General features: G+C 64.6%; 14 protein-coding genes and 1 tRNA gene. 7 read left to right on the forward strand and 8 right to left on the reverse strand.

The genetic code is table 11. The features are described from left to right. Positions 1-37 precede the first annotated feature (37 nt). Positions 38-1,507, reverse strand: a complete 1,470-nt coding sequence (locus AC1DRD_RS14645) for an HK97 family phage prohead protease (protein ID WP_478028687.1) — start codon at positions 1,505-1,507, stop codon at positions 38-40. A gap of 129 nt (positions 1,508-1,636) precedes the next feature. Here AC1DRD_RS14645 and AC1DRD_RS14650 point away from each other — a divergent pair, with 129 nt between their 5' ends. Further along, a complete protein-coding gene (locus AC1DRD_RS14650) occupies positions 1,637-1,852 on the forward strand; it encodes a hypothetical protein (protein WP_478028688.1) in 216 nt (71 codons plus the stop codon). A 39-nt stretch (positions 1,853-1,891) separates the two neighbouring features. Here the strand turns inward: AC1DRD_RS14650 and AC1DRD_RS14655 are convergent, their stop codons facing one another. Next, the gene (locus AC1DRD_RS14655) at positions 1,892-3,217 is read right to left on the reverse strand and encodes a phage portal protein (protein WP_478028689.1); all 1,326 of its coding nucleotides are present in this window, start codon (positions 3,215-3,217) and stop codon (positions 1,892-1,894) included. A gap of 62 nt (positions 3,218-3,279) precedes the next feature. Between AC1DRD_RS14655 and AC1DRD_RS14660 the strand changes: the two genes are divergently transcribed. From AC1DRD_RS14660 to AC1DRD_RS14670, 3 genes are read left to right on the forward strand one after another with little or no spacing between them, the layout of a single operon-like run. Continuing rightward, positions 3,280-3,600, forward strand: coding sequence for a hypothetical protein (locus AC1DRD_RS14660; protein WP_478028690.1), 321 nt, complete (start codon positions 3,280-3,282; stop codon positions 3,598-3,600). Then, entirely contained in the window at positions 3,597-3,848 is a 252-nt protein-coding gene (locus AC1DRD_RS14665) for a hypothetical protein (RefSeq protein WP_478028691.1), read from the forward strand. Before AC1DRD_RS14660 ends, AC1DRD_RS14665 begins: the two co-directional genes overlap by 4 nt. An 8-nt stretch (positions 3,849-3,856) precedes the next feature. Next, positions 3,857-4,141: a hypothetical protein gene (locus AC1DRD_RS14670; protein ID WP_478041924.1), complete on the forward strand. Its 285-nt coding sequence runs from the start codon at positions 3,857-3,859 to the stop codon at positions 4,139-4,141. Here AC1DRD_RS14670 and AC1DRD_RS14675 read toward each other — a convergent pair. The 4 genes from AC1DRD_RS14675 to AC1DRD_RS14690 form a co-directional block, all read right to left on the reverse strand. Continuing rightward, positions 4,107-5,843, reverse strand: coding sequence for a hypothetical protein (locus AC1DRD_RS14675; protein WP_478041925.1), 1,737 nt, complete (start codon positions 5,841-5,843; stop codon positions 4,107-4,109). The two genes, AC1DRD_RS14670 and AC1DRD_RS14675, sit on opposite strands and share 35 nt — an antisense overlap. Then, positions 5,840-6,175 carry a hypothetical protein gene (locus tag AC1DRD_RS14680; RefSeq protein WP_478028694.1) on the reverse strand — a complete coding sequence of 112 codons (336 nt, stop codon included), beginning with the start codon at positions 6,173-6,175 and terminating at the stop codon, positions 5,840-5,842. Before AC1DRD_RS14680 ends, AC1DRD_RS14675 begins: the two co-directional genes overlap by 4 nt. 394 nt (positions 6,176-6,569) lie before the next feature. After that, positions 6,570-8,087 (reverse strand): FAD-dependent monooxygenase, encoded by a 1,518-nt coding sequence (locus AC1DRD_RS14685; RefSeq protein ID WP_478041926.1) that lies wholly within the window; start codon positions 8,085-8,087, stop codon positions 6,570-6,572. 165 nt (positions 8,088-8,252) lie between these two features. After that, positions 8,253-8,987, reverse strand: a complete 735-nt coding sequence (locus AC1DRD_RS14690) for a hypothetical protein (RefSeq protein ID WP_478041927.1) — start codon at positions 8,985-8,987, stop codon at positions 8,253-8,255. A 304-nt stretch (positions 8,988-9,291) separates the two neighbouring features. Between AC1DRD_RS14690 and AC1DRD_RS14695 the strand changes: the two genes are divergently transcribed. Both AC1DRD_RS14695 and AC1DRD_RS14700 read left to right on the forward strand, forming a co-directional pair. Continuing rightward, the gene (locus AC1DRD_RS14695; protein ID WP_478028697.1) at positions 9,292-9,627 is read left to right on the forward strand and encodes a helix-turn-helix domain-containing protein; all 336 of its coding nucleotides are present in this window, start codon (positions 9,292-9,294) and stop codon (positions 9,625-9,627) included. Positions 9,628-9,752: 125 nt separating this feature from the next. Then, entirely contained in the window at positions 9,753-10,223 is a 471-nt protein-coding gene (locus AC1DRD_RS14700; protein ID WP_478041928.1) for a hypothetical protein, read from the forward strand. 54 nt (positions 10,224-10,277) lie between these two features. Here AC1DRD_RS14700 and AC1DRD_RS14705 read toward each other — a convergent pair. Beyond that, positions 10,278-10,353, reverse strand: a tRNA-Ala gene (locus tag AC1DRD_RS14705). Between the two features lie 251 nt (positions 10,354-10,604). Between AC1DRD_RS14705 and AC1DRD_RS14710 the strand changes: the two genes are divergently transcribed. Beyond that, the gene (locus AC1DRD_RS14710) at positions 10,605-11,600 is read left to right on the forward strand and encodes a DUF2171 domain-containing protein (RefSeq protein WP_478041929.1); all 996 of its coding nucleotides are present in this window, start codon (positions 10,605-10,607) and stop codon (positions 11,598-11,600) included. 54 nt (positions 11,601-11,654) lie between these two features. Here AC1DRD_RS14710 and AC1DRD_RS14715 read toward each other — a convergent pair whose 3' ends face one another. Next, a complete protein-coding gene (locus AC1DRD_RS14715) occupies positions 11,655-12,788 on the reverse strand; it encodes a citrate synthase (protein ID WP_478041930.1) in 1,134 nt (377 codons plus the stop codon). Between the last annotated feature and the right edge of the window lie 43 nt (positions 12,789-12,831).

Here is a 12,831-nt window from a genome sequence, read left to right on the forward strand (position 1 = left end):
AGGAACGAGGCCCGAGCGCGACGGCGCGGGCGACAGGTCAGGCGGTTGCGCGGGCCGCGTGAACCAGAGTCGGGTTGGACAGAGCGATGCGCAGCAGGAACTGGCCGCGCTCCTGCTCAGGGAGGGTGTCGATCACTTTCTTGAGATCGTCGGCGCTGATTGCCGACGTGCCATTGGCTGAATTGGGCGAGGCGTCCTCGGCCTTGCTCACCGCGCGCAGCGGGCCGACGGCGGTTCTGGGCGCCGCCGGCTCGGCCTCAACTTGCTCCAGGCGCTTGGTCAGATCGCCGATCGTCGCGTTCAGCATCGTGATCGTGTCGCCGAAGCGTTTGGCGAGCTCGGCCATCATACCGTCGCCCAGCGCGTCGCCGCGTCGCAACTTCTCGGTGTCCTCGTCAGGATCGGGAGCGGGCGGTGCAACCTGTGGGCGAGGGCGTGCGGTAGCATCTGCCGGTGGCTGGTCAGCGTCTCCGCAATTTTCCGCGCGGCATTGCGCGCCCAGCGCGACGAGGTGGTCGTGTGCCGCCTGGATGCGATCGGCATCGGGTTGGGCAGCCCCGGCATCGTCGCTGCCGGTGTCTTCGGTGTCGTTACCGGCATTGTCGCCGGTCGCGACACGCTTCACCCGATCCTTGCTGTCCGGCGCCGGCTTGGCCTTGGGTTTAGGCGGCGCGTCGTCGTCAGCATCAGGCGGTTCAGTGCCCTCGCGCGGCGCGTCGGAATTATCCGTGTCGGCATCGCTATCGGCTTGAGGGTCGGCTGACTTCGGTTTGGGCTTCAGTTGCGGCTTGGCCGCCGGTGGCTTGTCCTGGTCGTCCGGCTTGCCGCCGTCCGGATCCGCGGCGGGAGCATCGTCGTCGCCATCGGCGTCGGCCCCCGCATCCGGGTCACGATCCTCGTCCTGGTCGTCGTCGTCATCATCGTCGCCCAGGTCGCTCGCCAGTGCCGCGGCGATCAGCCGTTCGCGCGCCTTGAACAGGAAATCCTTGTACCGCCGTGATCCCGCATCCTCGGCCAGCTCGCGGGCCTTAGCGACCACCTCGTCGCCACTCGGAACATAATCCATATCGGCCTTCCACATGTTGATGACGGCGTCGGGGTTGCACGGGCTGTCGACCAGGCTGATCTCGACCAGCTTCAGCGCGGTGATCACGCTGCGATCTGCGGTGTCGCGCTTCAGCACCTTCCCGCCGATCGAGAAGCCGGCATAGACGCCCGCACGCACCTTGGTGATCGCCAGCGGATCGACGACGTGCGCGCAGATCTGGGTGATACCGTGATCGTCGACCTCGGCCTCGACCACGCGCCCGGCGGCACTTGGCTCGTGCATCTCGCGCAAAGCCGGAAAGCGCCCATAGTCGGGCAAGGCCGCCTTCATCGCCGCAGCGGTGATCGTCTCGCCCTGCTGGTCGCGCGTCTCGGATGAGGCGATGCCCCAGACCTTGATCGTGCCGTCTTCCTGATCCTCGACCTTGGTGATCGCGCCGAACTGGCGAAACCGCGTCATGCGATGGCTGTCCTTTCAGGATGTGAGGGGGTCTCGTTACGGCTATTGTTTGGCTTCCGCGCACAGTCGCGTTAGTCTCGCTTTGGCCGGATCGCGGGGCGGTCGGAACGTCGGCACGGGGGGCAAGACATGAAATTCAAGCCGCTCATCTTCCTGGCGGTTGCCACGGGACTCTATTTCGTCGGTCGCTCGCTGGAGGCAGAGGGCGATGCCGCGCCGTTCGGGGCGAATGGTGTCTCACCCGAACGTGCCAAATATCATATCGCGGCGCTTGTCCTGATGCTCGGTGCGCTGGCGTCGTTCGTCTTCGCCGGCTGGACGATCTTCCGTGGCAGGCGCGGCTAGCGGAGCCGGCGTCACCACGACTGGTAGTTCGAGCACCGTTCAGCCTTCCGTTGGTTCGGCCATCACCCCCGCGATCGCATCCGCCAGCAACACCGCCCCTGCGCTGGTATACAATATCGGCCGCGCTCCTAGCCCATCGGGCAACGGATCGTCCCCGCGCGCATGCCGCACCTCGTCGATCGTCTTCGACCCGTTGCGCAGATCGCGATCGTCAATCTCCGACTGCACCTGCGGATCGATGCTGGTCGCCTTGACGAACGCGAATTCCAGATCGGCGTAACCGAACTCGATCTGGATCACATCGTCGATCCAGCGCTTCATCCAAAGCTGCAGCGGCTCCAACCCCTCCTCGAGCGAGCGCTCCTGATCCTCCATCGCGGTCGAGCGGTTCATCTGGCGCACGAACGGGGTAGGGGGCAGCGAGAAGGCGAAGGCGACGATCCGCGCCAGCCATTCGTCGAACTCGTCCTTGATCGGCGCCGCCTTGAACGCGGTGAATTGCGATCCATGCGGCCCCCATATCAGCTTGTTCTGTTCGGCCGCGTTGCCCGCGATCCGATCGTCGAACCATTGCTGCAATTCCTGGATCTTCGCCGCATCCCATCCCTCGGGCGCGTTGAGCAGTCCCGCCGGGACATTGCCTTCGGTGAAGTAGCTCAATTGCGCCGCCTGGCGCCGCAGGATCGTGTTGATCGTCACGATGATCTGCTCGACCGGCCCGAAGCCATAGAGATGATGCGGTCGGACGTTCCGCGGCACATAGAGCAGGTCGGCATTGGTCAGGTTGGCCCACACCACGCCCTTGATCACCTGCTGATAGGCGACGTCGGCGGGGCCGCGCGGCCGCCGTCCGGTATCGTCGACCATCGGATGGATCGTATCGCCGGGCACGATCTCTAGCGCGATCAGCTTGCCGCCGCGGTTGCGCCGCTTCTCGAACGCCGGCGCATCGAGCGTCAGCAAATCCTCCAGGCTCGATCGCATGAAGGTCGCGAACGGCGTGACCCCATCAGGCTTGCGCCAGAACCGCGTAAGCTCGACGATGCGCGGATCGTCGGCAATCTTGGCGGCGCCATCGACCGGCTTGATCTGCCAGTCGAGCCGCTCGACCTGGTCCTTGCGCGTCTCGATCGCCAGCCGCACCAGTTCGACATTGGCGAACGCGCGCAGCGCTGGAAACCCGGTCTGCTCGTAGGCGCGGGGCTGCAACGTCGCGTTGATATTGGGCTTGAAGTCGTAGCCGCGTACAGGCTGCTGCACGACAGGCGTGAGCGGAAAGCCTGGCGAAAACGGCCCCCACGCATTCTCGTTGCTGCTGTTGCCCCAGCTATAGGTGATGTTGGTCTGCACGCCGCCTTTGGGCATGTGGTTCTCCTTTGCCGGGCACCTCGGCGGCACCGCAAAATGTGGTCGAATTGGTTCTATGAATGGAAGGATCGCTGTTTTTGCGGCACATTGGAGCGATGAAGTTCACCATTATCTGGCTATTGCTTCTACCAGTCGCGTGCGCGACGGCGGGTCCGGTCGATCAAGCCGAAGCGGCACGGCGCGCCGAGGCGGTTCTCCGCGACCGTTTTGGCAGCGCGTTCGCCGACCCGCGGCACGTCGTTCGTCATCGGATCGAAGCCCGGGGCAAGTATTGGGTCGTGCATTTCTGGGATCCGGCATCCGAAGCTTTCGGCGGCGGAGGTGTTGCCTGGGTCGAGCGTGCTACGGGCAAGGTCGATACGGTCGGCGTTGGTCAGTGAAAGAGAGTGATCGCAATCGCTGGATTCACCACATCAAGCACCTTCGAGCCGAACACGATACGGGCCTGTCGGACGCCCAACGCATCGCGCTGGCCGACACCAAATGGCGTCGCTGGGTCGAATACCAGATCAACACCGACGATCAGTGCCGCCGTATGGCCCTTCGCCATATCAGGGAATCGGGGACCGATGCCTTGATCGAGATCGACGGCGATTGCCTGCGGGTCGTCGGCGACGATCGCCGCTGACCGCCGCCGTGTTCGTCACCGCGATCGAAACATTCCTTGCCCGGTCAGGCAAAAGTCGTGGGCGTGTTTGCTCCCGCGCCGATGGTCTGTGGGTGTTCGTCACCGAATATCTGACCGAAGCAACCGAGGAGTTCCTGCCTTACTGGATCAACGACTATCCACCGTCCGGGATTTATCAAACGCGTGACGATGCCACGGCAGCGCTGCGAATCGTACTCGGCGAGATGGAGACGATCGAAGGTGTCCGGTCGGTTGAGATCAATACCGATGTCGGACCCTATCCCGAACCCTGATCGCTTCCGCAGCCGTCACCGCATTCGCCGCGCGCACCAGGTCCAGGAACCCAACCGACGCCACCGCATCCTCCGCCGGCCAGAAAGCCATGACCAGCGCGTCGGCCTTGTTGGGCGACCTGGTGCCGTCGGGTTTCTTGTCGACCACCAGCTTCAGCGCACCGTTCACCGCGCGCGTCGGCTGGCTCAATTCCTTCCGCAGCGATGCTAGCCCCCGCATATCGCGCGGCAAGCTGATTAGGTCGGCGGGGTCGTAAACCTCGCCCGCCGTCACCGCCTTGTGCGTGCGCTCGAAGCGCAACCGCAATTGCCACCAGGCCTGCGCTTTCAAGTTCGCATAGAAATCGCCATTGACCGGCGTCTCACTATCTCCCGGCACGACATGCTCTCGCGGCCGGACCGGCGATGCCCCGGCATTCCATGGCCGGAATGTGATACCTACGGGCAGCAGCGCCCGCCCGTCGGCGTCCACCTCATCCCGCAACCGGTTGGCTTCCGCCTTCACCCCCGCGCCGACGCCGATACTGTCGTATTGTAACGCCACCGTCCGTCCGCGCAGCCGGTCGACCGCCAGCCGCGTCGCCTTGCCGACATCGCCGTCGCCCCAATCGTCGACTGAATGCACCACCGACCCCTTGGCGATGGCCAGCGCATGTCGGTCGCCACCCTCGTCGGCCGGGTCCAGCGCGGCGCGCCACCCGCCTTCATCGTCGAATCCGAGCGCGAGATGCGCGTCGATCGCGCTCGCCACCCAGTCGCCGGGGATGATGATCCCCTCGACCGCGGCGGTATAATTGCGGTCGACTTCCTGCGCGAAGACATGGAGCAGCCCGTCCGCCGCCGCCTTGGCCTGCCGCCCGGCATACCAGGCGGCATCCTTGGCCGGATGGTCGCGCCAGTCCATCACGAACACGTTGACCCGATCGGTGGCGAGCGCCGCGCCCGGCGCCCATTCGATCCCGCTTTCGCGCCGGCGATGGAATACATTGCCGGGCCCGTTGACCGAGCTCATGTCGATCTGGACATTGGTCGTGTCGGCCAGTGCGGCCTCGATCTTCTCGGGCCGCTCGTAATGTGCGCTCTCGTCCTTGAAATAGATCAGCTTACGCCCGCCGCGCCCGATATTGTCGCCCGACTCTCCGGTGATCGTCGCACCGGTCGCGCGGTTGACGATCTTCATGCTCGGCATGTCGTCGCGCGGATCGAACCCGATGGGCAGCATCAGCCGGGGCAAGTGGCGGATGATGATCCGTATCTTCTCGAAAATGCTGTCGGGATCGCCGATCTTGTCGACCAATTGCTCCTTGCGGCTGCCCCATCCGATCGCGGCGCCCGGCCGGTACAACCACAGCCACACGGAGAAGGCGCAGGCCAGCCACGTCGCGCCCATGTCGCGTGCCTTTTCGATCAACCCGCTCTGCTGCGCATCGACGTTGGCGCGCAGGAACGCGATCATCTCGACCTGGCGGGGAAAGGGTACGAACGGCATCACCGTCGGCGCGTCGCTCGCCGCCTTTCTAGGATCGTACGTCACGGCCCAATGCGCGATCCACCCGGCGGGATCCTCGCGATATCGCTCGGCAAGCCCAGCGCGCAGCCCGGCATCCGCCTTCAACCGCCGCAATCGATGCTGTCGTGCCATTAGCTCGGCGACATAGTCCGGCGGCCAGGTCGGGAGGGCCGGCGCTGAACCCACTGTCACCCAAGTTCCTCGCGATAGCGTTCCGCCGCCTCGCGCGCCGACATGTCGGGCGTGATCGCCTCGACGGCACGCGTGCCGATCCCAAGCGGATCGGGCGCCGAACCCTCGCGCCGCCCCGCGCGCGTCTTTTCCCACCACAGCATCGCCGTGGTGTTCCCGTTCATCGCGGTCTCGAACAAGGTCAGCGCGATCCGCGCATTGGCCACTTCGACGCCCGCGTCGAGTTCGGCGCGGCACCGCCGTTTCAATGTCGTCGCGCTGATGCCCATAATCCGTGCGATGATCGCATAGGGTGTCCCGACCTCGGCGAAGCGCCGTACGTCGGCGCGCATCGCGTCGGTAATTTCGATCGTCGCCCGCCCGCTTTTGCGCGCAGTGTTGGGAAGGTGCGTCGGAGGGGAGACTAACCAAGTTGGAACAATAGCGTTCTTGGCGGATGTTCCCGACCCCGCACGCTTCCGCTCCGCCATCCGAACTCCACCCGATCGCCATCCGCCCGACGCGCCGCAACAACCCGCTCCAGCAACGTACGCACGTTGCCGGACGGGTGTCCGGGAACCGGTGGATTTTCTGCGAGAAAACTGCGCGACGCCGTTTCGGTCGAACGCAAATTTGGATGATTGCTACATACACGTTTTTTCGTGGCAGTCAAGAAGTTTTCACGGTTTGTTCTCATTTTCTCGGGTGGACGGAGGAGCCGTTGACGCCGCCCCTCCGTCCGATGGGTCACGCTATTGCCGCCGGCCCGAACCAGGTCGCCAGCGCTTGGGCCAGCCCGCCATCATCGCCGTTTCCTACCCAGGCGACATGGCCATCGGGCCGGACCAGCACCGCGGTCGGGGCGGAAACCGCGCCGATCACCGGCAACGCCCAGATCCCCTCATAACTGGCATCCAGCAGCTTCACTCGATCCGCCCAGGGCGAGATTTCTATCGTGCCCGGCTCGCCGAGATTGATCAGCACCGGTCGCGCATCGTGCAGCAATGCGAACACCCTCACCGGGCCGTCGGCGGTAACCAAATCGAGGTCGGGCATCCGCCGCCCGAGCAGCGCGTGCCCCTCGCCAAGATCGTACTGCACGTCCAGCCCCGACATCATCCCCGCAATGCGTCGGCGCGGTTCGTCCATGCCCAGCAGTTCGGCGACGATCTCGCGCAGCGCGCCGGAGCGCTCGTCCGCGCGCCGCAGGGCGACTTGCGCCATCGTATTGCGCAGTACCCGCGCGGTGACGGGATGACGCTCGGCATGATAGCTGTCGAGCAGGCTGTCGGGCGCCGTCCCCGCGGCGACGCGCGCCAATTTCCATCCCAGGTTCACCGCATCGTGCAAGCCGATGTTGAGGCCTTGGCCCCCATCAGGCGAATGGACATGCGCGGCATCGCCGGCCAGCAAGATCCGGCCCTTGCGATACGTCGCGGCCTGCCGCGTCATGTCGCTGAAGCGCGAAATCCAGCTCGGATTATGTACCCCGAAATCGGTCCCATAGACCGCGATCAGCCCTTCGCTCAGGTCGCTGAGCCCCGGATCGCCGGCACGCCCCGCCCGCTGCTCGGTGATCATGACGCGCACCGTCTTGCCGTCGTCCATCCGGCTCAGCCCATGCAACCCGATCGCGTCGCGACGGATGCCCCAGTCGGGCTCTTCTTCCAGCTCGACCTCGGCGATCAGATTGCTGATAGTAGGATCCCAACCGGGAAAGTCGATCCCCGCCGCCTTGCGGATCGGGCTGCGCCCGCCATCGCATCCGACCAGATAGTCGGTCCGCAGCGAACTCCCGTCGGATAGTGCGATGTCGACGCCCGTTTCATCCTCGACGAACCCGATCACGTTGCGCGCGCGATAGGTCGGCACTCCCAGCTCGGCGACCCATTCGGCCAGGATGCGCTCTATATGGTTCTGCCACAAAGCCAGCCCGTAATTGTGCCGGGTGGGAAAGTCGCTGATGTCGAGCCTGGTGAGCGCGAAGCCCGTGACCTGCATCGCTTCTCCAGCGGCCAGGAACCGGTCGGCAATGCCGCGTTGATCGAGCAATTCGATCGATCGAGCATGCAATCCGCCTGCGCGCGACCCCGCCAGTTCCTGGTTCGGGCGCCGCTCGACGATCGCGACATCGGCCCCCGCCAGCGCCAACTCGCCGGCCAGCATCAGTCCGGTCGGCCCGCCGCCGCAAATCACAATCGCGTGGTCGCTCGCCTTCGTATTGGCGCCTTCGCGCACGTCATAAGTAGATGATACTGCCCGCATATCGCCTCTCCCTGCGAATCGATGGGGCAGGGGCTTTACGGCAAAGGGCGGGTCTTGAAGCAAGACCCTTGCGAACTATATCTCGAAAGTGCGGGGGAGATATGTCCGCCGCGCACTCCCAAACATCTCGGTGGTCGTCGTGTCGCTTCGGTCCGTGTTGGCCGGCTAAGGTTGCGATCCCAGCAGTTCTCCCGCGCCCAGCCGCGCGTACACCGCCTCGACATCCTCGCGATCCACATCTCGTCGCGCTGCCGCCGCCATTTCGGGCCACATCCGCAACGCGGTAATCAGCCGCTTGCGCGCCGTTCGCCATTGCATCCCATGCGCGTGTGCCAGTTGCACGAACGATCGGTCGCTCAACACCATGTCGAGCACCATGGCTCTCGGCCGAGGGATGGCCTCGCACCATGCGCGATAGGCGACCTCCAGCCGCACACGTTTCAGTGACTCGACCAATTGGTCCCGCCCCGAATTGGCGAAATCGACGCGCGTTTCCAGTGACACCGACCGTATCGACCCGGCGCGCCGGATTCTCTCCGCCACGCCGGCAATCTCTTCGGCCGCGGCGCGCTCGTCCGCGCTGATCTTGCCCAGGCGTTCCATCCGGTGGAGCGGCGATTGCCGACGCCGCTCGGGCAGCGCGTTCGCCTTTTCGTGCGTCTCCGGCGTACCTTCATTCTTGTGCTGCCACCGCGCGATCATTGCCTCGTGCCGCCGTTCCGACTCCTCGCGCCGGTGCAGCGCGGCGGCCAGACGATCGACGGCGTCGGGCTGCTGCTCGCGTTGTGGGAGCGCGGCCAATCGTCGTGCGGCACTGGCGCGGATCATCGTGAGCCGGTCTTCCGCGCCACTCTCAGCGCGTGCGCTCGCTCGCTGGATCTTCGGATTGCTATCCGCCAACGTCTTTTCTCCTGATAAATTCGGTGTCTGATTTGACCGGCGCGACGGCCTATCCGGCTCGCGTTTCGGCCGCTGGCGCGGGCCGAAGAGATGCGGGCACAATGCCGCCGTAGATCGGATCGGGATGATCGCAGACCGAGCGCCCACATGCTGCGCACCTCGTTTGCGGTCCGTCCTTTAGCGATCCATTGGCACGTTCGGAGCTAGCGGCGGTCGTCATTGGCAATAAATTGGACATATTGTCCAACATATCAACCGTCAGTTGGCGCTTTGTTATGAGCCGAGGTCATGGTACAATTTGTCCATGACCGATCCGATCACGCCAGAGGAATTCGACGCTCTTTATATCGCCAGGGTGAAGGCACTTCGCCAGCTCAGGGGGATGACGGCCGGACAGATGTCGACCCTGCTCGGCGTACCGGCCGAACGTTATCGCAAATACGAATCGCGCACGCCGATGCCGCATGCGATGATGGAGCAATTTGCCTTGATCACGGGCGTGTCGGTCGAATTTCTTCTCACCGGACGACGTGTAGCCGGGAAGGGACCCTATCCTGACGTGCCCGGTCCGCACATGATCGAAAAATGGCGCGCTGCTCAGCTCGCCAATCACGGCAAGCCCTTGCGAAAAGGCGGCTGACTTGGCCAGATCGTCCCACTGAAGGCTATATTCCGGGCCGAGCTAGCTGCCATCGGCGACGTTGAATAGTTGGACAATATGTCCCATATTTGCTTTTCGCCGCTCTTCTGGCGTGGGAGCAATCATTGCCGCCTGCCGCTGTTCAGTCCTCGCCCGACCTCCATCCCGAAAGCGCGCGTCTGCTCGCGGTCGACTGCTGGACCCGTGACCCGGCGGTTGCCGCGTTGATCGATGCCGCGCACGCCCTGATCCCGATCGGCGAGAGGTTGCGTGACTGGTGTACCCGGCGTCCCTCGATCGACCGGCTGATCGCCGACGAAATCGGAGCGCTCGTTTGGGAAACGATCGAAACGGGACGGATCAACGTCTGTCAGCGAGAACCGCGGGCCAGCGGAGTCGTCGGTACGATCTGGACCGAGCTGGAAAGCTTGCGCGCTCGCTGGATCGCCGCGCGCTTGCAGTTTGAAGGGTTTTCGCCCGCCGCGCAGGACATCGGGCCGTGGTACGACCGATTGCAAGCGCTCGAAGAGGAAGCGCCGAGGGTGGCGGTGCTGTGGAGCGATAGCCTAGGTCGCGTGGCGGCGGCGAAAGGTTAGGCGCCGATCCGTCGAGCCACGCTAGCACGGCGAGTCCGATCTGGCGTGGGCGGCTGGTGGAGCTGAGGGGAATCGAACCCCTGACCTCTGCAGTGCGATTGCAGCGCTCTCCCATCTGAGCTACAGCCCCGCCCACGCCGCAAGGGCGCTTCCGCCCTTGGGAGCGCGAGCCTCTAGCGACCATTTTCCGGCTTTGCAACACGCGCTTTGCCGTGTTGACCAAACAGGTCGCGCCCAGCTGCCGGACAACTTCGTTAACCTGCGTCAAGCAGTCGTCAAATTGCGGAACTGGCAGCCTTTGCGTTCCGTTTAAGCGGGCAGGCGGGCGCGGTTCCCCCCTTTCCGCGTCCGCCGTCGACACCCGATGAGAGGACCCGCCAGATGGCATATGAACGCTACCCCCGCGGCAATTCGCTGCAAGGCGATTATTACGCACCCGGCGACGACAATTACGGCCGCGATTATGGCTCCGGTCAGGACCGCACCTATACCAGCGCGCGCGAATATGAAGCCGCCGGCATGATCGGCCCGAGCCGTCGCCCGGATCGTGATCGCGACGATTACGATCGCGGTTATTACAGTCAGGGCCGCAACCCCAATTTCGCCAATCGCGGATACGATTACGGCTCCGGCCCACGCTATCGCGGCAGCTACGCGTCCGATGGCAACCGCTTCTCCGATATCGAGCGCCGCGACGACGATCGCGATTACGGTCGCCCTGACATGTATCGCGGCCGGCGCAGTTTTGGTCGCGGATACGATCGCGATCCACGCGACTATAGCTATGAAGACCGCAACTTCTTTGCGCGTGCGGGCGACGAGGTGCGGTCGTGGTTCGGCGACGAAGAGGCCGAGCGTCGGCGCGATGCGGACCAGCGCTATGATCAGCGGTATGGCGGCGATAATAGCTATCGTGGCGATGGCGATTATCACAGCTGGCGCGCCGGCCAGATCGCCGCACTCGACCGCGATTATGAGGAATATCGCCGCGAGAACCAGCAGCGGTTCTCCAACGAATTCGGCAGCTGGCGCAACGAACGGCAGACTCAGCGATCGAGTCTGCAGCGTGTTACCGAGCATATGGACGTGGTCGGTTCCGATGGTGAGCACATCGGCACCGTCGACAAAGTGCGCGGCGATCGCATTCTCCTGACCAAGAGCGATCCCGATGCCGGCGGCCGCCATCATTCGATTCCGTCGCGCTGGATTGACCGCGTCGATGACAAGGTAATCGTGCGCAAGACGGCCGAGGAGGCCAAGGCGCATTGGGGAGATGAAGAGCGGAGCGCGTTCTTCGGTGGCGACAGCGCCGGCCGCGATCAGGAGGAAGGCGGCGATGGCCGCATCCTCAATCGCAGTTTCTCTGGCACGTATTGAGCAAGCTACAGGGGCTCGGACGACGGCGTCCGAGCCCCATTGTTCATGACCCGTCTAGCGATCGTTTCCCAGGGTACCGGTCGCTGGTCCCTGATACCGCGCACGCGGCCGGATCATCGCGCCGCTGGCCGACTGCTCGATGGCGTGCGCCGCCCATCCGACCCCGCGCGCGGTGGCGAACAGTCGGAACGGTGCGTCGGCAGGCAGGTCAGCGGCGACCGATATCGCGAGTAAGGCGAAATCGATATTGGGCAGCGCCTCGGTTGCATCCACGACAGCGTCGCGCAGCTCGATGAGCGCCGGATCGAGCGTGACTAGCGGCAGCAACGCGGCGGCGCGCGGATCCCCATGCGGATAGAGCGGATGGCCAAACCCCGGCAGACCATGGCCGGCCGCCAGCCACCGTGCCACCGCCATATCGACGCCGTTCGCCTTGGCTTCCGCAGCCAGGGCCGCGAGTGCGGCACCTGCACCGCCATGTTTCGGCCCCGACAGTGTCGATAGCCCTGCCATTACGCACGCTGTCATCGGTGCACCGGTCGATGCGGCGATCCGCGCCGCAAAGGTCGAGGGATTGAGTTCATGGTCCGCGAGCAACACCAGCGCGCGTCGAACGAGGTCGGTGCCCGCAGCATCGAGCGACCAACCACGCGCCAGACGTTCATGTATCGGCCCGTCGCCGGCCGCACCGAACGTACCGGCGATCGCCGCGACCGCGACTGACGCTTCCTGCGCGAGTTTGGCGGGCGCTCGTCCGATCATCGACCTGGCGCCCGCGATCAGCGCCGCCAAGGCTTGGAAAGGATCGCCGCCGTCATGCGCGATCGGGAATGCCGCCACCGGTTGTTCCCATAATAATGCGGCAACCTCCTCCAACGTCGCGTGATCGGCCAGTTCGGCCGCCCGACGCCCGCGAAAGATCAGCTGCCCATGCGCCACGGTCGAAATCCGCGTCGGGATCACCGGTTCGCCCCAAGCCATGGCGGATGCCGCTATCGATGCCGTCCGCCGTCCGCGCGCGCGCCGCTTGGTTAGCGCCAGAATATCGTCGCCACGATATTCGCTTCGCCGGGGATCGGCTGCATCGGCGCGGCGCTCGATCAACCCGCGACTGACATAGGCATAGAGCGTCTGCGGCTGGACTCCCAACGTGACCAGCGCCTCGTCGCGCGACAGCCATTCCTGCATGATTGATTCACTTGATCAAGATTGATTGGCGATCGCGACACGA

This window comes from Sphingomonas sp. P4_G2, assembly GCF_056401155.1.

Excerpts from the sequence above, each read along its gene's own strand:
- AC1DRD_RS14680 (WP_478028694.1), bottom strand. The coding sequence starts at position 6,175 with ATGCGCGCCGACGTACGGCGCTTCGCCGAGGTCGGGACACCCTATGCG.
- AC1DRD_RS14650 (WP_478028688.1), top strand. The coding sequence starts at position 1,637 with ATGAAATTCAAGCCGCTCATCTTCCTGGCGGTTGCCACGGGACTCTAT.
- AC1DRD_RS14715 (WP_478041930.1), bottom strand. The coding sequence starts at position 12,788 with ATGCAGGAATGGCTGTCGCGCGACGAGGCGCTGGTCACGTTGGGAGTC.
- AC1DRD_RS14655 (WP_478028689.1), bottom strand. The coding sequence starts at position 3,217 with ATGCCCAAAGGCGGCGTGCAGACCAACATCACCTATAGCTGGGGCAAC.
- AC1DRD_RS14695 (WP_478028697.1), top strand. The coding sequence starts at position 9,292 with ATGACCGATCCGATCACGCCAGAGGAATTCGACGCTCTTTATATCGCC.
- AC1DRD_RS14710 (WP_478041929.1), top strand. The coding sequence starts at position 10,605 with ATGGCATATGAACGCTACCCCCGCGGCAATTCGCTGCAAGGCGATTAT.
- AC1DRD_RS14645 (WP_478028687.1), bottom strand. The coding sequence starts at position 1,507 with ATGACGCGGTTTCGCCAGTTCGGCGCGATCACCAAGGTCGAGGATCAG.
- AC1DRD_RS14660 (WP_478028690.1), top strand. The coding sequence starts at position 3,280 with ATGGAAGGATCGCTGTTTTTGCGGCACATTGGAGCGATGAAGTTCACC.
- AC1DRD_RS14685 (WP_478041926.1), bottom strand. The coding sequence starts at position 8,087 with ATGCGGGCAGTATCATCTACTTATGACGTGCGCGAAGGCGCCAATACG.